16 protein-coding genes are annotated in these 20227 nt (G+C 33.6%); 4 read left to right on the forward strand and 12 right to left on the reverse strand.

Going from position 1 to position 20227, the window contains the following annotated elements; translation table 11 throughout:
• Positions 1-52: 52 nt before the first annotated feature.
• Complete coding sequence (locus IW20_RS22450; protein ID WP_035627868.1) at positions 53-1468, reverse strand: sensor histidine kinase; 1416 nt, start codon at positions 1466-1468, stop codon at positions 53-55.
• Between the two features lie 385 nt (positions 1469-1853).
• Here IW20_RS22450 and metN point away from each other — a divergent pair, with 385 nt between their 5' ends.
• From metN to metQ, 3 genes are read left to right on the forward strand one after another with little or no spacing between them, the layout of a single operon-like run.
• The gene (gene metN / locus IW20_RS22455) at positions 1854-2885 is read left to right on the forward strand and encodes a methionine ABC transporter ATP-binding protein MetN (RefSeq protein ID WP_035627875.1); all 1032 of its coding nucleotides are present in this window, start codon (positions 1854-1856) and stop codon (positions 2883-2885) included.
• Entirely contained in the window at positions 2878-3531 is a 654-nt protein-coding gene (gene metI / locus IW20_RS22460) for a methionine ABC transporter permease MetI (protein WP_035627877.1), read from the forward strand. The genes metN and metI overlap by 8 nt, the downstream gene beginning before the upstream one ends.
• A 29-nt stretch (positions 3532-3560) precedes the next feature.
• On the forward strand, positions 3561-4379 hold the full coding sequence (gene metQ, locus IW20_RS22465) for a methionine ABC transporter substrate-binding lipoprotein MetQ (protein WP_035627879.1): 819 nt from the start codon (positions 3561-3563) through the stop codon (positions 4377-4379).
• A 221-nt stretch (positions 4380-4600) separates the two neighbouring features.
• Here the strand turns inward: metQ and IW20_RS22470 are convergent, their stop codons facing one another.
• Positions 4601-5071, reverse strand: a complete 471-nt coding sequence (locus IW20_RS22470) for a cupin domain-containing protein (RefSeq protein ID WP_035627881.1) — start codon at positions 5069-5071, stop codon at positions 4601-4603.
• 5 nt (positions 5072-5076) lie between these two features.
• Positions 5077-6075 (reverse strand): NADP-dependent oxidoreductase, encoded by a 999-nt coding sequence (locus IW20_RS22475; RefSeq protein WP_035627882.1) that lies wholly within the window; start codon positions 6073-6075, stop codon positions 5077-5079.
• 92 nt (positions 6076-6167) lie between these two features.
• Here IW20_RS22475 and IW20_RS22480 point away from each other — a divergent pair, with 92 nt between their 5' ends.
• The gene (locus IW20_RS22480) at positions 6168-6542 is read left to right on the forward strand and encodes a winged helix-turn-helix transcriptional regulator (RefSeq protein ID WP_035627884.1); all 375 of its coding nucleotides are present in this window, start codon (positions 6168-6170) and stop codon (positions 6540-6542) included.
• Here the strand turns inward: IW20_RS22480 and IW20_RS22485 are convergent.
• The 9 genes from IW20_RS22485 to IW20_RS26465 form a co-directional block, all read right to left on the reverse strand.
• The gene (locus IW20_RS22485) at positions 6539-6838 is read right to left on the reverse strand and encodes a hypothetical protein (RefSeq protein WP_035627894.1); all 300 of its coding nucleotides are present in this window, start codon (positions 6836-6838) and stop codon (positions 6539-6541) included. The genes IW20_RS22480 and IW20_RS22485 overlap by 4 nt on opposite strands.
• A 414-nt stretch (positions 6839-7252) precedes the next feature.
• Entirely contained in the window at positions 7253-8611 is a 1359-nt protein-coding gene (locus IW20_RS22490) for an amidohydrolase (protein WP_035627886.1), read from the reverse strand.
• A gap of 10 nt (positions 8612-8621) precedes the next feature.
• Positions 8622-9323, reverse strand: coding sequence for an ankyrin repeat domain-containing protein (locus IW20_RS22495; protein WP_035627888.1), 702 nt, complete (start codon positions 9321-9323; stop codon positions 8622-8624).
• Between the two features lie 87 nt (positions 9324-9410).
• A complete protein-coding gene (locus IW20_RS22500; RefSeq protein WP_051886119.1) occupies positions 9411-10283 on the reverse strand; it encodes an AraC family transcriptional regulator in 873 nt (290 codons plus the stop codon).
• Between the two features lie 202 nt (positions 10284-10485).
• Complete coding sequence (locus tag IW20_RS22505) at positions 10486-12456, reverse strand: OmpA family protein (protein ID WP_035627897.1); 1971 nt, start codon at positions 12454-12456, stop codon at positions 10486-10488.
• 21 nt (positions 12457-12477) lie between these two features.
• The gene (locus IW20_RS26625) at positions 12478-13392 is read right to left on the reverse strand and encodes a PorP/SprF family type IX secretion system membrane protein (protein WP_035627889.1); all 915 of its coding nucleotides are present in this window, start codon (positions 13390-13392) and stop codon (positions 12478-12480) included.
• A gap of 9 nt (positions 13393-13401) precedes the next feature.
• Positions 13402-14649, reverse strand: a complete 1248-nt coding sequence (locus tag IW20_RS26630; protein WP_051886124.1) for a gliding motility-associated C-terminal domain-containing protein — start codon at positions 14647-14649, stop codon at positions 13402-13404.
• Between the two features lie 125 nt (positions 14650-14774).
• Complete coding sequence (locus tag IW20_RS22520) at positions 14775-17180, reverse strand: hypothetical protein (RefSeq protein ID WP_035627890.1); 2406 nt, start codon at positions 17178-17180, stop codon at positions 14775-14777.
• Positions 17181-17263: 83 nt separating this feature from the next.
• A partial coding sequence (locus IW20_RS26465) for a hypothetical protein (protein WP_051886126.1) occupies positions 17264-20227 on the reverse strand: 2964 nt, incomplete at its 5' end.

Genomic DNA, 20227 nt, shown 5'->3' on the forward strand with positions numbered 1-20227 from the left:
TTAGAAATATGCTATCAAGTTTTTAATTATAATTTTAAATCATACGCATCTCCTATAATTTAGGAATCGTTACAGTAAACTTACTTCCTATTGTAAATTCAGATTCTACCTCAATTGTTCCCTTAAGACTTTTTATTGCTTCTTTTACGATATAAAGCCCTAATCCAGATCCTTTATTACTATCTACAACATAAAACATTTCGAATATGTGATCCTTAGATTCTGGCTTAATTCCAATCCCATTATCCGTAACTTCTATTATGTAAAAATTTCCTTCAAGATATGTTTTAATCGAGATACGCATCACATCTTTGTTTTCGTCAGCATATTTTATAGCATTCGACAACAAGTTATTTACAATGATTTTTAGCCTAAGACTATCACTCTGAACTTTGTCTGCCATTATATCAATATCCAGTATAATACGATCTGCATTTTTTATATGTGTATGCTGTATTATTGCTCCTTCAAATAAGCTTACCAGACTTACGGTTTCTAAAACAACATCTTTTCTTTTATTTTTAGAATAATCAATAATATCATTTATAAACTGATCTTGTTTAACTAAGCTCTGACTCATTAAGTTCAGATATTCTCTTATCTGTTCTAAGTCATCTTCCATTTGTGTAATCTCGATTAATCCTTTGAGGGAAGTAATTGGAGATCTTAAATCATGTGAAGCACTATAAACAAATCGATCTAATTCTTTATTTGCAAGAATTAAATTTTCGTTCTTAACCTCGATTTCTCTTTTTGAGGCTATAATCCTTTTTACCATTATCCAATAGTAAATACAAACACTACTAATTATAATTAAAATGAAAACTATATTCGTAAAAATCAATCGATCTTTTATTGCTCGGGTTCCCTCTCCTAGCGTATTCGAAAAATTACGTTCATTTATGGTTAATCTGTCACTTATTATACTAATTAAACTCAGAAAAGCTTTTTGATCCTCAGGTTTTAAAGTAGCGTTATTTACTTTTTTATCAATCTCTTTTCCTATCTCAAATATCTGGTTGATTAATTGATCGGCTTGCTCCCACTCTTTTATTGCTTTAGCTAAAAAAGAAACTGATCTAAAATTTCTAAACAGCCATATCATATCGTCTAAATCCTTTTCATGATTACGACCGTCTCTTAATCCATTTTTAATAATATGAATATCGCCATTTTCTAAAAGCAGGATTCGGGCAATGCCATCGCCTTGCGGTACTTTCAATTCTTCTTTATAAAGCTTCCACTGCTCCTTATCACCTGTATACAAATATGTTATCAAGTGCCTTACTGCATCTTTCTGTCCTTTTGAATAATGTGATTCGCCATTAACATAAGCTCTATTTGCAGATAAAATTTTTATGGTAAAAAAATTAATAAAAATTAATAATGTACATGATAAAAATACTATTAGTAAAAGAATGTATACATTAGGAAGTTTTAGGTTTTCTATAATTTTGTTTTTCGGCATATTTTAAATTAATCATTAGGGGCGACAATTAATACCAAGCAATTTTAAATCAATCTAAAATTAAGCAATTATTATAGAATTCTAACAAAAATAAAAATCTTAAATAACATATTTAACAAGTCTTATTTTATGTATAATACTAATTTGACTATTATAGTAAAAAAAATACACGCTGTAAATCAAGCAATAAAGCGCAATTAGCCTTAAAAATTAACATTTTATTGTTATTCTACTTAACCCATAGATTTTAATATAAACTAAATCTGACTTACATTTGCACCATAATTTAAAGGTCAAAAATAAACAAGGAGTACTAAATCATCTTTAATTCTCTACTAGTTAAGCATTTCCTTTACATTATTTAATGATTACAAATAGCTAGAATATGATAGAATTAAAAAATATAACCAAGAAATTTTACAAAACCGGGAGAGAGATTACCGCACTAAAAGGTGTATCTCTACATGTACCCGAAGGTAAAATTTTTGGTGTAATTGGTACTTCTGGAGCAGGAAAAAGTACACTTATACGTTGTATCAACTTATTAGAAAAACCAACTTCGGGAGATGTAATTGTTGGCGGAAAATCGTTGTTGCAACTATCCAATGCTGAATTGGCTCAGGAAAGAAGACAAATCGGAATGATTTTTCAGCATTTTAATTTACTGTCATCCAGAACCGTTTTTGATAACGTAGCTTTTCCACTAGAATTAGCTGGGGTTTCTAAAAATGAAATTAAAAACAGAGTAAAAGAATTATTAGAACTTGTAGGTCTTGACGAAAAAATAAATGATTATCCTGCAAATCTTTCTGGTGGTCAGAAACAACGTGTAGCTATTGCAAGAACTTTAGCAAACAATCCTAAAGTATTACTATGTGATGAAGCTACAAGTGCGTTAGATCCTGGTACGACAAGGTCTATTTTAAATTTATTAAAGGATATTAATAAGCGTTTAAATATTACGATATTACTTATTACACACCAAATGGAAGTTGTAAAAGCTATTTGCGATGAAGTTGCTGTAATTAGTAATGGCGAATTAATTGAACAAGGAACTATAGGCGAAATATTTGCAAATCCTAAGCATGCTTTAACAAGCGAATTTATTGCTTCTTCGTTACATATCGATATTCCAGATTTATATCAAGAACGTCTTTCGGCTGTTTATAAAAAAGGGCTAAATCCTTTATTGCGTTTAGAGTTAAACGGTAAATCGGTAAATGAACCTATTCTTACCCAAGCAGCCAGAAAATTTAATGTTAATGCTAATATTATAACGGCTCAAACTGCTTTTGCTGGCGATGTAAATTTTGGGATTCTTATCGTTGAACTTTCGGGCGACGAAAGCGAGCAAAATCAAGCAATTATTTTTTTTAAAGAGAAACATATTAAAACTGAAATATTAGGCTATGTCTGAATCTATTATAACATTATTATTAAAAGGCACATTAGAAACCATTACCATGACTTTACTTTCTGGTTTCTTCGGTTTTCTTTTGGGTCTTCCGGCAGGTATATTTTTATTCCTAACTCGTAAAGGACAAATTATGGAGCATGTTTTATTTAACCGAATTTTATCGGTTGTTGTAAACATATTCAGATCTATTCCTTTTATCATTTTAATTGTATGGATGATTCCTTTTACCAGAGCATTGGTAGGAACTTCTATTGGAGTAAGTGCTGCATTGGTACCGCTTAGTATTGGAGCTGCACCATTTATTGCACGATTGGTCGAAAACAGTCTTTTAGGCTTACCTTCGGGATTAATAGAAGCTGCAAGAGCATTAGGAGCAACTCCTTTTCAGATTGTTTATAAAGTATTATTGCCAGAGGCGCTTCCGTCGATTATCAATGCTGCTTCGATTACCTTAATTACACTTGTAGGTTATTCTGCAATGGGTGGTGCTGTAGGCGCTGGTGGTTTAGGACAAATTGGGTATCAATATGGCTACATTGGTTATGATGCTACTATCATGAATACTGTATTGGTTCTTCTTGTTGCACTTGTATTTATTATACAATTTGTAGGAGATGCACTTTCTAAACGTTTTGATCACAGATAAAAAAATAATTTTAATATTAAAATAAGAACATGAATACAAGAAATAAATTTTCAATACTAGCCGGAATAGCACTACTTACATTAGTTTTTGCAAACTGTGGAAAAGAGAAAAAAAACGATCCTAATCATATTGTAGTTGGAGTTGCTGCAGGACCAGAATTTTCTGTAGCTGAAGCTGCTAAAAAAGTTGCAAAAGAAAAATACGGACTGGATGTAGAGCTTATAACATTTAACGATTACGTAGTTCCTAACGAAGCATTAAATCAAGGAGATATTGATGTAAACGCATTTCAGCACAAACCTTATCTTGACGAACAATCTAAACAAAGAGGTTATAAACTAGCTATTATCGGGAAAACTTTTGTTTATCCTATCGCTGGATATTCTAAAAAAATAAAAACATTAGCCGAGTTACAACCAGAAAGCACTATTATAATTCCTAATGACCCAACCAATGGTGGTCGTTCGTTATTGTTATTACAAAAAAATGGTCTTATAAAACTTAAAGATGGTGTTGGGCTTTTGCCAAAAGTAACTGATATTACAGAGAATCCTAAGAACCTAAAGATAATGGAACTAGAAGCACCACAAATCGCAAGAGCGCTAGATGATGCTAATGTAACTATTGCCATTATTAACAATACATTCTCTTCTCAAGCTGGTCTTGTGCCATCAAAAGATGCTTTATTTGTAGAGGATAAAGATTCTCCTTACGTAAACTTAATCGTTTCTAGAGAGGATAATAAAAACGAAGAAAAGGTTCAAAAATTCCTTAAAGCATTCCAATCTGAAGAAGTAGAAAAAGCTGCTGAAAAAGAATTTAAAGGAGGAGCTGTTAAGGGCTGGTAGATTTTAGTATTTAGTCGCAGTCGCAGTCGCAGTCGCAGTCGCAGTCGCAGTCGCAGTCGCAGTCGCAGTCGCAGTCGCAGTTATAAAAAAAGAGTTTTGCAATGCAAAACTCTTTTTTTATATAAATATGTATGTAAATAACTACTGAACTAAATACTACCACTGAAGACTGGTACTGAGACTAAAAACTGAATACTGAAACTGAACACTGGTACTAAAAACTAAAAAGAAGCATCTACGAGAACCGCCAATTGTATACAAGGTTTATCTGAGCGATTGCTCCACGCATGGTTTGTTCCTCTTTGTATAACAATATCTCCTGTTTTTAAGAGCGTTTCTTCTTCATCGACAATAAGATATATTTCGCCCGAAAGTATTATTATATAATCTAATGTGGACGTTTGATGCATTAAAGGATGTGGTTGCCCGACTGGTGCTACAATCCCTAAATCTTTGTCGGGCGGTATCTGAACGTATCTAAAATAAGTTCCGTTTTTGGGTGTATTAGGAAAAGCTGTATTCTCAATAATTTTCTCTGTCGAAAGATTAGCTGGCATACTATCCGTACTCCAAATATCGGATATAATAAGCCCTGGAAAATGTTCTGAAACATTGCTTACTATTTCATCTTTTTCAATAATAGATTTCCCGTTTTTTGTTCCCGTAACAATTCTTCTTGGTATCGTTTTCATAGTGTCTATATCGTATTTATTTGCATGATTAATTTCTTGCCTTTTGTTTTATTTAAGCGAAGTATTTCGTGTGCTTTAGTGACTGTTTCAATATTTAACTCTCCGATAATTTCAATTTTTGGTGAGGTTATAGCTTTATTTTCTATTAATCGAACCAACTCTGATAATCCTTTTTTGTAATAGGCATAATTCTTATCTGCCGAATAAACATAATTAGAAATATTCATTATTACAGCTCCTTTATTAAATAGTGTTTCTCTGGATTCTTCGGTAGAAAGTGCCGTAACGTCAAGAAAAGTTCCGTTTGATTTTAAAAGTTTGGCTGCTATTTCGCCTATTTTATTTCCGACTAAATCTACCACAAAATCAAACTTTTGCTGGTTGTTTTTTGCTAAAGCAAAAATTGCTACATCATCTGTTTTATAATTGATGATTTGGCTTTCCTTTACTCCTATTTCTTTTAGTGACTCGATGCTTTCTTTATTTCCGGCTGTAACAATAAAGTTTGTGAATTTATTTGCCAAGAGAATTTTAACCATCATTGTTCCAACTCCCCCTGCAGCACCTGTTATTAAAACCGAATCGCTATTTTGTAGTTTCATTCGGTTAAAGGATTGTAAAGCTGTTAATCCTGCCGAAGGGATTCCTGCTGCTTGCGCAAAAGATAAAAAGTCAGGTTTATGCACCACAACAGATTCTCGAATAGCAATATATTCTGCATAAGTTCCATTTGAGCCCATGCTTCCTGAACCTGAAAATACAGCATCTCCAACTTTAAAACCTTGTACATTTTCTCCAATCTCAGCCACTATTCCCGATAGTTCTCGTCCTAAAATTGGGGAATGCATTAGTTTTCTTTCTAGTTCATTCTCTAACATCTGATAATCGATTGGGTTAAATCCCGAAGCGATTATTTTTATCAATAATTCACCTTCTTTTACTGTTGGAGTTTTTACATTTTCTAAATGTAATTTACCCTCTTTATCTGCTATAATTGCTTTCATTTTTATCGGTTTAAAACACAAAAATATTCTGAATATCATTTATATTTACTATCCGTTAACCAAAGGTTACTAGTTACCTTAAAGAAACTATTATGGCAAAAATTAAACGAGATGGTGTTTTGCGTGAGGCAAATTGTACTGAAGAACTTCTTGCAATGCGAGATAGTCTGGACGTTTTGGGTGGAAAATGGAAACTGATGATTTTAAGATTCTTAACGAACCGAACGCATCAAGTTATTCATTTCAAGAAAATGCAACGCGAAATAGAAGGTATCTCTGCAAAAATGCTAAGCAAAGAACTTAAAGACTTAGAGGTTAATTTACTTATTACAAGAGTAGTTCAGGATACCAGACCAATTACTGTTGCTTACTCGGTTACTGAGTACGGGAAATCAGTTTTGCCCGTTACCGAAACTTTAGTGCAATGGGGACTTAATCATCGGGAGAAGATTATCGAATCGATTTAGTTTGTTAAGTCTAGCGTTTTGATTAATACAATAATCAAGATTCCTATTAATGCCATCCCGAATAAATAATCGGCTATTATTTCTAGTCTTCTCTCTAAAGTTTCCTTTAATGTCTTGATAGATAAAAAGGAAAAGAAACAGGAGAAAATAAGAAATATAGCTATGATCGATGTAAACTCATCAATATATGTCGTTTCAGATTTATCTGTGATATGCAAAGAGGTTATAACAATAAGACAAAAACCCAAAAGATTTGCTGATGTGTTTAATATGTGTTGTGATGTTTTATTAGCCATATCAAAAATCATTTTAGTTATAAAAATATAAAGCTACATTTTTATTATGAAGTTTGTATGAAGAAGCAATTGGTAATTGGTAATTATTGACGCTCAGGGTACAAAAAATTAAACGCAACGATTCTCCGTAGAGACGCACCGCAGTGCGTCTACACAATATTGGGACTGGTTTTAACCGAAAATGACATAGTATTTCGGCTAAAGCCTTATTATCATCAATTCTTTAACCTCCAGCTAAAGCAGGAGGCAATTCAACTAAAACTGAACTATTCTGACGTTGAAAAGATATGTTTGTGGTTACATTATCTGTATACCTGTATTGCGTAGACGCACTGCGGTGCGTCTCTACAGAAAAACTTTGCGGCACAAAACCTTTGTACCTTTGCCTCTCTGAACCTTTGTCCCTCAAAATCTCTAAACCATCTCTCCAGCAATCATTTTTCCATTAAAGAACACACCTTCTCTTTTTGGTAGGCGCGCAACTGCTTCGGCTGAGCAGCTTGCTTTTACCAGAATAAAATTGGCATCATTCCCAACTGCTGGCCATACTCTGGTTCCTGCATCGTTAAGGGGTAATATCTCGTTTGTAGTGGCAATATGTAAGGCACGACTTAGGCTATATTCGTCTGTCCAACCGTAGAGTTGTGCACATAATTTTGCTTTTTCGAGCATATCACAAGTTCCAAAAGGCATCCAGTGATCTACGATGCTATCTGTTCCTGTCATTAATTTTACACCGTATTTTTTTAGGGTCGGAATTGGCATAATCGTTCTTCCGATAGGAATTGTCGAAACTACTCCTATTCCTAACGCTCCCATTTGTTCGGCTACTTTTTCTAAATCTTTGGGCTCCATTTTTGCAAGAGCAAAACCATGGCTTATATATGTTTTTCCTTGTAGCTGTTTGTTCTCCTCAGTTCTTTTTATAATATATTCTATTGCGTCTTTTCCTGATGGTGGTGATTCATGCAAATGAATATCTATCCCTTTATTGGTATCTAAAGCAATTTGAAACATGGTATCTAGCGATTTTTCCATATTACCATCTACACTTGTTGGATCTAATCCGCCGATGAAATCTACTCCCATTGCAGCAGCTTCTCGTAGTAAGGGTTCTGATTGCGAATATAAAATTCCGTGTTGTGGAAAAGCTACAATTTCCCACCCAAAACTGTCTTTGTTTTTATCTAATGCTGCAAGCAAATGTTCTAGACTTTTGAGTCCGCTAACAGGATCTATATTACACTGGCAACGGGCAAAATAACTTCCTTGGCTTTGCATTAGTTTTATGGCTTCTTCTGCTTTGTGCTGGGAGTCTGTAAGCAATTGTGGTATGATTTTTTGCTCTAGCGTAATCATATCTTTTACGGTATATCCTTTTCTTGGAGCAGCATTCCAATTCCCACCGTAATAGGTTTTATCGATATGTATGTGCATATCTCGTAATCCCGGAAGCATCAAAAATCCTTTGGCATCGACCGTTTTTAATTTTGTAACTGGTTTGCCTGTAGTAATATTTTTTATTTTACCATCGGCAATATGCAAATTATACAAGCTTGTTTTTGTAGCTACAACTTCGTTTTTATCATTGTATTCAAAACTTTCTTCTAGTCTTACATTAACTAAAATATATTCTTTTAAATCCTTATTTTTTTTATCCTCAGCTTCTGTTTGTGTCATTGCTGTGGCACCAATCCCCGAAAACAATGCGGCTCCTGTTGCAGCGGCTCCTAGTCCTAAGAACTTTTTTCGGCTTATTTTATTCTCTTCCATAAATTATATTTTATTTTGCTCCGGCTTGTTGTAGTATTTTAATCATTTCTGTATAACCTAGTTTTTTAGCGTGTCCTAATGCTGTTATGCCGTATTTATCGCCAATATTTACATTACAACCTCCATCTATTAAAGCTTTTACAATACTTACATGTACTGGTCCACCATCGCTAAGCAAAACCGCTTCTAGCAATGCTGTCCATTTTAAATTATTGATATGGTCTATAGGGAAATTTGGGGTATTTACTAAAAGCTTCACCATTTCCAGATGTCCTTTTTCTGCTGCCGGAATTAGTGCCGAACCTCCATATCGGTTATATACTCCAAAATTTGCTCCGTGTTGTAAAGCTAGTTTTACGACTTCTAGATTTCCTTCTGCTCCTGCGTATAAAAACGGACTGTTTAGCATATCATCTTGTGCATTTACATCGGCTCCAGCATTTATTAATAATGCTGCTATTTCGTTATTATTGTTATAAACTGCTCTCATTAAAGGGGTTTCTCCATCTTTATTTTTTATTTCTAATGAAGGGTTTTCTTTTAAAAGTGTAGTTACACTAATAACATCTCTGGTTTCGACTGCTTCAAAAAGTGTTTTACTATTCATTTTTTCTGTTTTTATATCTGCTTGTTTAGAAGAACATCCTGCTAACATTAGGACATTCAAAACTAAACAGTATAGCAAATTGCTTCTGTTTTGATTTTTTTCCATATTTCTTTAAATCATAATTGCTTCTGCAAATAATAATTATTTATCATTTACAAAAATCGTTTAGAATTTTAATCGGCAATGGTATTATTAATGAGAAGGATGGTAAAGATTATAACTTTCTTTAAAATCACCTGGTGTTTTGCCTGCATATTTCTTAAATACTTTGCTGAAATACCCATTATCATTAAAGCCTAATTGGTAGGCTATTTCTTTTATTGATAAATCGGTGCTTGTAAGTAATCGTTTGGCTTCGAGAATTGTTCGCTCTTTTATTACGTCGCTGGCTGATGTCTTTAAGAACTTTTGGGAAAGTATATTAAGATAGTTTGGTGTAATGCTGAGTTTATTGGCATAAAAATTTACGGAGGTTTCTGTTTGAAAATTTTTATCGATTAAGGTGTTGAAGTTTTTTATTACTTTTTCTGGTCTTGCCGAAAAACTATATTCTGGAAATTGTTTGAGATAATCTTTTTGCAATAACTTAAATAATAAATGCAATCGAAGCAAAACGGTTTCTTTTGTAAGCAAATCATTTTGTGGTAATGCGTTTTCTATTTCATGCAAATGTTTTTTAAATTCCTGAAATTCTTCTTGAGTCAATGAAAGGCAAGATGGTACGCTTTGCTCAAAGAATGGAAGTTGTGATAAATTTGAAAAAATAGTAACGATCTCTGATGATACCATAAGCTGAAATCCTGTGGTATTTACATTAAGTGACCAATTATGTACTTGTCCTGGTCGTATAAAATATACCTGATTATCGGCTACTGTGTGTTGTGTAAAATCTATGCTGTGAAATCCTGAACCTTTCTCTACAAAGAACACCATATAAAAATCGTGTTTATGTGGTTGCTCAAATGCATTACGCCCTTTTACACTATGCTGAAACAGTGTAATCCCCAAAGTTTCTTCGCCAAGTATATTGCCTACCGATAATGTGGGAATGGGAAATTTGCTCAAGTGTGTGGTATATTAGTTATGTATTTTCAAAAATATATAAATAAAGTAATAAAGTCCCACTATCAGTACTTTTTTTGCTTTTTTAACCTGATTTCTAATTTTATTCTTCTAAAAAAAAGAGGTTTAACTTTACTTTAAGCTAAACCTCTTTATGGCTAAATAAATTCATTTTTTTGACAATCTTTTATTCAACATATTAAATTTACTTGTTGTTAAAGTTTATTATAAACTCGGAGCGTCTGTTAAGTTGATGCTCTTTGTCTGTACATTTTACTCCATCGCTACATTTATTTATTAATTGAGTTTCTCCATATCCTTTACCAGTTACTCTACTTGGTCTGGCTCCTTTGTTTAGGAGATAATCTACTGTTGCTTTGGCTCTTCTTTCGGATAATTTAAGGTTGTACTCATTATCTCCGCGACTATCTGTATGTGATCTAATATCAACTGTTATTGTTGGATAATCTTTAAGAACTTGTACAATCTTGTTCAACTCTTTTTCTGAAACAGGTTTGATTCGTGTATCATCAAAATCAAAATAAATTGGTTTTAATCCCAGCTTTTTGGTCAAATCTGAACCGTCTGTAATCGATTTATTATCTTCGGTTGTGAGTTCGCTCGCATTGGGATCTGTATCTAGGTATTTATTGATTTCGATCATTTGATTTTCATCTTTTTTAACGATCTTCAAATCTTCTTTTCCTTGCAGATATCCTACTTTATCATACGTTAAGTAATAATCGCCTGCTGGAACTTTTATCAGATATTCGCCTGCATTATCGGTATAATAATCATCTAACTTTTTTTGATTGGAATCAAATAATGAGATTTTAGTTTTTGGTAATAATTCGTTATACTTTTTATCATATACTTTTCCAAAAACAACAAGATCATACTTTAATTTTAGCGGTTCTAGCTCTACAAAACTATAAATTTGATCATCGCCTGTTCTGTTAGAAGCAAAAAATCCTTTGCGCGTTTGTGCATTAATTATAAGTCCAAAATCGTCTCCTGGTGAGTTAATTGGTTTCCCTACATTTACTACTCTATAGGTGGTATTATCGCTGTTTTTAACTGCTTCAAAGACATCTAAACCTCCAAGTCCTGAATGTCCATCTGAAGCAAAATAAAACTCTCCTGTTGTAGAAATTGTAGGGAATGTTTCTCTACCAATGGTATTTATTGATGGCCCTAAGGTTTTGACTTCTCCAAATGTACCATCTGTATTTATGGCAACTTCATACAAATCTGTCTGTCCAACTGATCCGGGTCTGTCGGAAGCAAAAACCAAACTTTTTCCGTCTGGTCTTAATGCTGGATGTGCATTTGAAAAGGATTCGTTATTAAAAGATAAATCTTCGATATTTGTCCATTTATCATTTACGAGTGTTGCTCTATAAATCCTAAGTCGGTTGGTTTTTGTATCATCTACTCCGTATTTATTACCTAAAAAATTGCTTCGGGTAAAATACATTTGTGTACCATCTTTGGTAAATGCTGGTGTTGATTGATGAAAAACTGAATTTACTTTTCCATTAATCCTTTTAGCATCTGCCAAATCGCCATCATCTGTAATTGTTGCTTCATAGAGTTTAAAGAATGGTTTTTTATTCCATCTGTCTTTCATTCTCTCGACTACATTTGTATCTCTGGCTGAAGTAAAAACTACCTGATTTTCTTTGTAAAATGTGGCTCCATAATCTGGCATTTTCGAATTGATACTAACCGGTTTTATTGTATATCGATTGGATTGTCTCTCGACTTCTTTTAGATAATCGGTTCCGGAATTAATAGCTTCTTTTCCTGACTTACTATTAAGTTCTTTTATGATTTTTGATGCTTCATCAAATTTCCCATCTGACTTAAGACATTGGGCATATCGAAACAATTGCTCATCGGTAAACTTATAGTTATCTTTTAATTTACCTATCTGATTATAAGATTTTAAAGCATTTTTATAATCTCCGTTAAAGTAATAAGAGTCTCCTAGTTTTGCATAAATTCCCGAAGAGCCAAATTCTTTCTGTACCAACTTATCGTATAAATCACTTGAACTTACGTATGCATAAGCTTGTTTATCGTATTCTTTTTCTGCTTTATCAACTAATTTAGTCTGCGAGTGCACACTAAATAAGCCAAATAATGCTATCCAAAGTAGAAAATATTTTTTCATAAGTATTTTTTTAATCATTAATTAAAAGAATCTTGGATTTATCATTCGTTTATTTGACTTATTGAAAAGATCAAACCTTAAGAATATCTCGTGCGAACCTGAGTTGTAATTTCCCAGATTTGTAGTTTCATAATCATACGCATACCCAACTTGTATCCCATCACTAATTTGAAATCCTGCCAAACCACTTACGCTGGCATCCCAACGATAGGCTAGTCCTAAGGTTAGTTTATTACTAATTAAGAAATTGGCAGATACATCTACAGCTACGGGTGCTCCCTTTACTACTTTTACTAAAACTGCTGGTTTGAATCTGAAATTTGGATTTATATCAAAAACATATCCTGCAATACCATAAAAATGGGAGTTGGTGGTGTAAACCGTTGAAGCTACATCATCATAATAATCTGTCTTTAATAATTTAGGAACTGATACTCCTACATACCAATTGTAGGTATGCATATAGAATCCTGCTCCTACATTAGGAAGAAACTTTGACTCTTTCCCGTTTAAATAGGGATCTGGATTTTGAATAATTAATTTATTATAATCGACTACATAATTATCAAATCCTGCTGAAATACCAAAAGAGAATCTTAGGTCGTTATTGCCTATAATTGTATAGGCGTAATTTACCATTACTCCTGTATTATTTGTTGGTCCTATTTCTTCACTAATTACATTTAATCCAATACCGTTGGCATGATACCCTAATGGACTTTGTATTGAAAAGTTCATTGTTTTTGGCGCACCATCTAAACCAACCCATTGTGTTCTGTATAATCCCATTGCACTTACTACTTCCCTCGATCCTGTGTACCCGGGATTAAAAGCCATAGTGTTGTACATATATTGCGTATACTGCGATTCTTGTTGTGCCGAAGCATTAAAAACTCCCAATAACAATATTGCTACTATGTAAAATATCTTTTCCATTAGTTTATTTTATTGGTTATTGATATATAAATATCCTGAACTTTCGATACCATCTCTACCATTACTATATTTTAGTACGTAGAAATAGGTTCCTGTAGGAAGTTTTGCTCCTTTGTTTACAGTTACACGCCCATCTGAATATCCTGTGAACATATTATCGCTCTCGTTATATGACCTTGCATCATATACTTTTACTCCCCAGCGATTATAGATCTCTACTCTATTATCCGGATATTTGTTAATTCCTTCTATAAGGAAACTATCATTAATACCATCTCCATTTGGTGATATTGCGTTATTTATAACAATATCTAGATTAGGGTTAATGTCTGGTTTGTTAACTATCCCGATTGTAAAAATTCCATAACCTTTTACTTGTGAAGTAACTAGTTTTGAATAGCTTCCGCTAACATTTGGATCTGTTGTTATTCCGCCTTCATCTACCCATTTTGCTAATGCTGTGTCCCAACGTACTATGGATAGTTTTTTCTTGGGATCTAGTGTAAAAAAGGCTTCTGGTGTTGTAGCTGGATCTAATGAAAGACTTAATACTATCTTTTCGCTCCCGAGGTCTTGGGTTGTATTCCAGTATTCTACCTCATCAATAGCTAAAATAATATCTTCTTTACTTGTATATGGACGGGTAGTTCCCGCATTATCCAAAAAATATTGGGTTACATAAACATTATTTGCATCTGTACCTACTCCATGAAATGAAGGTCTGAAAAATAAATCATCTCCAACTGGAAACTCAAACAATGCAACTCCTCTTTTTTCTACTTTTCCATCTACAAAGCTCAAATTACTAACGTCTATGTGAGTCGCTTTTTCTTTGAAAATTACTTTACCATTATAACTAGCAGCATCGACAATTCCGCTTTTAAAATCTACCTGCTTACCTACAGATATGTTGGTATATAAATGAAAAGGAACTAATGAGGATAGATTATCAAAGACTACATTCTGGAAATCCGAAACTGAGGCACCTTCTATATTTTGGGCTGTTGTGCCTACAAAAAGTGTTGTTCCGTTATTAGCTTCTGTATAACTTACGACTCCATCATTCTTAAAATCTGAATAAACGATGAAACTTCCATCATTTAAAACATTACCCGATGTACTATTATTAAAATCTGATACTGTAGCAAACTGTGTATTTGGCATGACTGTTAATTGTCCAGAATTTGCTGTTTGTGCACCAAGCCTACCTATAAAAAATACCGATATAATAATAGCTTTTATATAAAATTTAATCATATCATTTTATTTAAAGTGTTATCCCTAATTCATGACAAACTGTGTCTTAATTAAAATATTAGAGTTATTAAAACACCTCTATTATAGTTTTCATAAAAGAGGTGTTTTTCTTCTTTTATCCTTAATTAAGGAATAACATAGCCTACGTTAATATTATCTTGTACATACCCAATAGCCCAAGCCATTGCATTTGCATAGAAAATACTATTATAAACTGTTGTACCACCGTTATAAGGTTTAGAAAGCGGTAGTCCTGTTGTCGTAATTTTTGCAGGATAATCCGTTGTTGAATTATTTGTGCTTGATGTACCTGTAAGTAAACCTCCATCTCCACAATATACATATCCTAATGTATTGTGTCTAAATGTAGTTACCCTAGCAGGAAGACCACTTATAGTTGCTAGACTAATTGTATTTGCAGGTAGTGTCATAGAATATGAATTGTTATTATCACCTCCTATAGCAAGTCCTTGTATGTTTCCGAAAGGACCATTAAAGATTGGGTCTGCAATGTTTGCTAATGGATTGATGTAAGTACAGTTATCTCTATTAACATCGGCTGCAGTTATTGTAGAACCACAAATAGAATTAACTAAAGTTGCTATTCCTGCATTACCATTTTCTTGTGCCTGTATTAATACTCCTTTTTTGTTTTTAACAAAATCGGCCAAAATATTTAAAGTATTAGCATCTGTTGTATTGTAGTTATAACCTAATACGATAATATCAATTTTATTGGTATTAATCAGATTTTTAAGTGTATTACCAGTATTGGTTCCTCCATTAACAATCTTAATTCCATCTACCTGTACTGTACCTGTAGGACCAAAATTTGCCAATGAAGCTAAAACAGCTCTTGATGCATAAGCTCCTCCTGTACCTGGCTGATAAATACCATCTCCAAGTCCTAAAACGTTCATTAAACGAATAACAAATGGAACGGCTTTGTTACAAGGGGTACTTCCGTTGGTACTATTTGCTGTAATGGCAAAAGTAAAGTTACCTCCAGATGTTGGCGTACCTGTTGCAGTCATTACAACATTTTGTAATCCTATTGAAGAAAATGTTCCTGTTGCCGAGAAGCTGATACCATTTACTGTATTTGTTGAAATTGTATACGCTCCTACGTAGGTTACAGTTACCGGAACTGTCATGGTGTTTGTAGCATCCATTGCTGTTCCTGGCGCATAAGTACCTGCCACTGTTATTCCTCCACAATTTGTTACGTAGGTAACTGGTTGTGATGCTATAGTTACATTTAATGAACATGTTCCTACTGTACCCGGTGTTCCCGTAACCGTAAAGGCTATTGGCCCTGAAGCTGTAGGTGTTCCTGAACCAATTAAAGTCACATTTTGAGGTCCTAAAACAGATAAATTTATCAATCCAGTTGTAAATGTAATTCCGCTTGCAGTTGTAGTACTTATAGTTGTTTGTCCTGTTGCTGTTACATTAATTGGTAAACTGATTGTATTAGCAGGTATCAAAGGGATATTCTGCATATATACTCCATTTTGAGTTGCTGTTGTACAATCCATCGTATAGGCGACTGGTGCAACTGTAACGGGAACATTACTACAAGCACCTGTTCCTGCTGTTGTAGCATTAGATGATAGGTTAAAGTTATTTATACCTGATGCCAAAGGTGTTCCTGTTCCTCGTAACTCAATAGTTTGAGTTCCAGCTGCACTAAATGTGCCTGTTGCGCTAAATGAATACCCATTTACGGTATTTGTACTCATACTCCAGAAACCAGGAGCTGTTACGTTTACTTCTACTAATAGCTTATTTGCAACTACAAGTGGAATTCCTATATTATAGGAACCCTGACTAGTTATGCCTGCACAAGTTATAACAAAATCAACATTGGCTTTTTCTACAAATACATGAGGCACACATGAAACGGGAACTCCATTTAATGAAATAGTAAGTGCATCTCCTGGATCTCCTACTGTAAATCCATTATTTGGTGTACCTGTACCTGGCAGGTTCAGTACATAAGATCCTGCACTAGGAAAGGTTCCACTAGTAGTAAAATAATATCCATTACTATTTGTTGCTGAAATCGTGTAGGTTCCTGGCTGAATTGCTGTAACGGGAACTGTTAAATAATTACCTAGCGTTAAAGCTACCCCTTGTTTATACGTTCCGTTTCCTACTATTTGAAGACACTCATCTGCCGAGATACCAAATACTGCAGGCGGTGGCGTACCACAAATACTTAACCATACGCTTTGTATAGCGCTCCAATAATCAAAACATCCGGTTGTTGTATTAAATATCAACAAACCATCAGTTCTGTTCGCAGATGCAATTCCGTCACGCTGTGCTGTTGTCAATCTTGGAGTTAACATTCCTTTTGTGTTACTCTCCAATTCAAATAATGCTCCGGGAAAGGCTTTGGTTGCTCCGGTACTTACTGTACCGTCCTTTAATTTTGTATTATCCGTTTGAGCAAAAACTGAGCAAAAACTGAGCAAACTAAATAATGTTGCTAGGATAATTTTTTGCGTTTTATATATATATTTCATAATCTTATTTTTTAGTCTAGAATAATATTAGTTGATACTTATGCTTTTTGTATGTAATACTAAAAAGGGAATAAGAACTTTTATCATTTTTTCTCTAGTATTAGTTTTTCTAATTTTTCCAAACGTTGATTCATCGATTCTGAAGCTAATTTCAATTCTTTTATTTCTTTGTCTTTTGCTTCAATTTCTTTGTTTTGCTCTATAATATGAAGGTATATCTCTTCTGTTTTTTCTAATAACTGAATTGATAACTCCGACATATTAAATGAATACCCTTCTTTGGTTTTTTCTAGTGCTCCAATTGGAGTTATACCCGGAAGGTGTTTGTTCTTTTTAATATAATCCTCTACCTCTGATAAACGTTTGAATTTATAATCGGCTTTGATTTCAGAAAAACCTTTAAAATAATCTTCGAATACATAATCGGCATAGTAACTATTGATTGTTGTAATAGCACCATTAACTCTTAATTTTTCGTTGGTAGCAGTAGATGGTGTTGTGTATCCTATTCCTACCCATCCTTGTGTATAAATATTTTCGGTATTTAATGTTGCTCCTACATTTGTTGTAGAACTAAACCATGGCTCTTTTACTGCTGCACTTAAGTCTATAGGATTTACTGTTCCGTGTTCGTCTGTAAAATCTAAAGTACCTGTTACAAGATTTACTTGTAATGTTGTTAATGTTTGGGCATCTCCAACTAAATCAGTCAATTTAAAGTCGGAAGAATTTCCTTCTTCATCTTTATAAATCAAAGACTGTGTTGTACCATCATAACTTAATGATGTTAATGTTTCAACTCCTTTAACTAAGATTGATAAATCTATTGGAAAAGCAGTATTCGTTTCATCTACGTAAGTTAATGTGTGTAAATCTTTAATGTTTCCAAATGGATCTGTAACTTGTGTTACAACATCTGTTAAAGAAGTAATAGTCTCTTTAATATCTACTGGAGTTCCACCTGCTTCATTTGTATAATTTGCAATGATATTTCCTGTAGTTACTATTGGTGTTATTGTTGTTAATGTTTCATTGGCTTTAATAACTGCATTATCTACAAAACTACCTCCATCGGCTCCTACTTTTACAATGTTACCTGCATCGACGCTTACAACTTGCGATGTAACTGCTGTTCCTGCTTCATTTGTATAGGTTATAGCTCCTGTTGTTAAATTTTGAGCTTCTGTTGTTAAGGTTTCATTAGCTTTAATAACTGCATTATCTACAAAACTACCTCCATCGGCTCCTACTTTTACTATGTTACCTGCATCGGCACTTACAACTTGCGATGTAACTGCTGTTCCTGCTTCATTTGTGTAGGTTATGGCTCCTGTAGTTAAATTTTGAGCTTCTGTTGTTAATGTTTCATTAGCTTTAATAACTGCATTATCTACAAAACCACCACCATCGGCTCCTACTTTTACAATGTTTCCTGCATCGGCACTTACAACTTGCGATGTAACTGCTGTTCCTGCTTCATTTGTATAGGTTATTGCTCCTGTAGTTAAACTTTGAGCTTGAGTTGTGATTGTTTCTTCTGCTTTAACAACATTTGTAAGTTCTGTTACAAAGGCTGGATTGTTTACAATAGTCGAAGCATTAGAAATTACATCGCCTACTACATCAATATTTACAGCCGCTGCAGCCTCATTATTATAGGTATAAGAACCTGCTCCGTTATTTACAAGTGTCGTAACTGTTTCTTCCGTTTTTATAACATTTGTAAGCTCTGTTTTAAAAGAAGGATCGTTAAGAATTGTTGAAGCATTTGTAATTACATCACCCACAACATCTATCGTAGTAGCAGTTGCATTTTCACTTGTGTAAAGATATTTACCATCATTAGCAGGGTCTTTATCAAGTGTAGTAACTGTTTCCTCCGTTTTTATAACATTTGTAAGTTCTGTTTTAAAAGATGGATCATTAAGAATTGTAGATGCATTTGTAATTACATCTCCCACAACATCTATCGTTGTTCCTGTAGTATTCTCACTTGTATAAACATATTTACCATTATTCGCAGGATCTTTATCCAGTGTGGTTACTGTTTCGTTTGCTTTTACAATGGCACTAATATCTACTAATTGTGGAGTACCTGTTGCATCGGTATAACTAAACTGATTTGTTGTAGAATCAAAAGTTACAGCTCCTGCTGTTTTAGTTGCAATTTCCTGAATAATTGTTGTTACTGCAGGATTATTTGCAATGGTACTAAAGTTTGTTGTTACATCACCAACAACATCTATATTTACCGGAGTTCCTGCTTCGTTATTATAAGTATATGAACCTCCTCCATTATTTACAAGTGTTGTAACTGTTTCTTCCGTTTTTATAACATTTGTAAGTTCTGTTTTAAAAGATGGATCGTTAAGAATTGTAGAAGCATTTGTTATTACATCGCCTACAACATCTATTGTCGTAGCAGTTGCATTTTCACTTGTGTAAAGATATTTACCGTCATTAGCAGGGTCTTTATCAAGTGTAGTAACTGTTTCTTCTGTTTTTATAACATTTGTAAGTTCTGTTTTAAAAGATGGATCATTAAGAATTGTAGAAGCATTGGTAATTACATCTCCCACAACATCTATCGTTGTTCCTGTAGTATTCTCACTTGTATAAACATATTTACCATTGTTAGCAGGATCTTTATCCAGTGTGGTTACAGTTTCGTTTGCTTTTACAATGGCACTTATATCTACTAATTGTGGAGTACCTGTGGCATCGGTATAACTAAACTGATTTGTTGTAGAATCAAAAGTTACGGCTCCAACTGTTTTGGTAGCAATGTTTTCTATTATTGTTGTTACCGCAGGATTATTTGCAATGGTACTAAAGTTTGTTGTTACATCACCAACAACATCTATATTTACCGGAGTCCCTGCTTCGTTATTATACGTATAAGAACCTCCACCATTATTAACAAGCGTAGTTACTGTTTCGTTTGCTGTAATGATATTGGTAAGTTCTGTTGTAAAAGTAGGGTCATTAAGAATGGTAGAAGCATTGGCAATTACATCTCCCACAACATCTATCGTTGTTCCTGTAGT

Source organism: Flavobacterium hydatis, from assembly GCF_000737695.1.
Lineage (GTDB): Bacteria > Bacteroidota > Bacteroidia > Flavobacteriales > Flavobacteriaceae > Flavobacterium > Flavobacterium hydatis.

Coding starts and splice junctions, on each gene's coding strand:
- metI (WP_035627877.1), top strand. CDS start 2,878: ATGTCTGAATCTATTATAACATTATTATTAAAAGGCACATTAGAAACC.
- IW20_RS26625 (WP_035627889.1), bottom strand. CDS start 13,392: ATGGAAAAGATATTTTACATAGTAGCAATATTGTTATTGGGAGTTTTT.
- IW20_RS22450 (WP_035627868.1), bottom strand. CDS start 1,468: ATGCCGAAAAACAAAATTATAGAAAACCTAAAACTTCCTAATGTATAC.
- IW20_RS26630 (WP_051886124.1), bottom strand. CDS start 14,649: ATGATTAAATTTTATATAAAAGCTATTATTATATCGGTATTTTTTATA.
- IW20_RS22480 (WP_035627884.1), top strand. CDS start 6,168: ATGGCAAAAATTAAACGAGATGGTGTTTTGCGTGAGGCAAATTGTACT.
- IW20_RS22505 (WP_035627897.1), bottom strand. CDS start 12,456: ATGAAAAAATATTTTCTACTTTGGATAGCATTATTTGGCTTATTTAGT.
- IW20_RS22490 (WP_035627886.1), bottom strand. CDS start 8,611: ATGGAAGAGAATAAAATAAGCCGAAAAAAGTTCTTAGGACTAGGAGCC.
- IW20_RS22520 (WP_035627890.1), bottom strand. CDS start 17,180: ATGAAATATATATATAAAACGCAAAAAATTATCCTAGCAACATTATTT.
- IW20_RS22470 (WP_035627881.1), bottom strand. CDS start 5,071: ATGAAAACGATACCAAGAAGAATTGTTACGGGAACAAAAAACGGGAAA.
- IW20_RS22475 (WP_035627882.1), bottom strand. CDS start 6,075: ATGAAAGCAATTATAGCAGATAAAGAGGGTAAATTACATTTAGAAAAT.
- metQ (WP_035627879.1), top strand. CDS start 3,561: ATGAATACAAGAAATAAATTTTCAATACTAGCCGGAATAGCACTACTT.
- IW20_RS22485 (WP_035627894.1), bottom strand. CDS start 6,838: ATGGCTAATAAAACATCACAACACATATTAAACACATCAGCAAATCTT.
- metN (WP_035627875.1), top strand. CDS start 1,854: ATGATAGAATTAAAAAATATAACCAAGAAATTTTACAAAACCGGGAGA.
- IW20_RS22495 (WP_035627888.1), bottom strand. CDS start 9,323: ATGGAAAAAAATCAAAACAGAAGCAATTTGCTATACTGTTTAGTTTTG.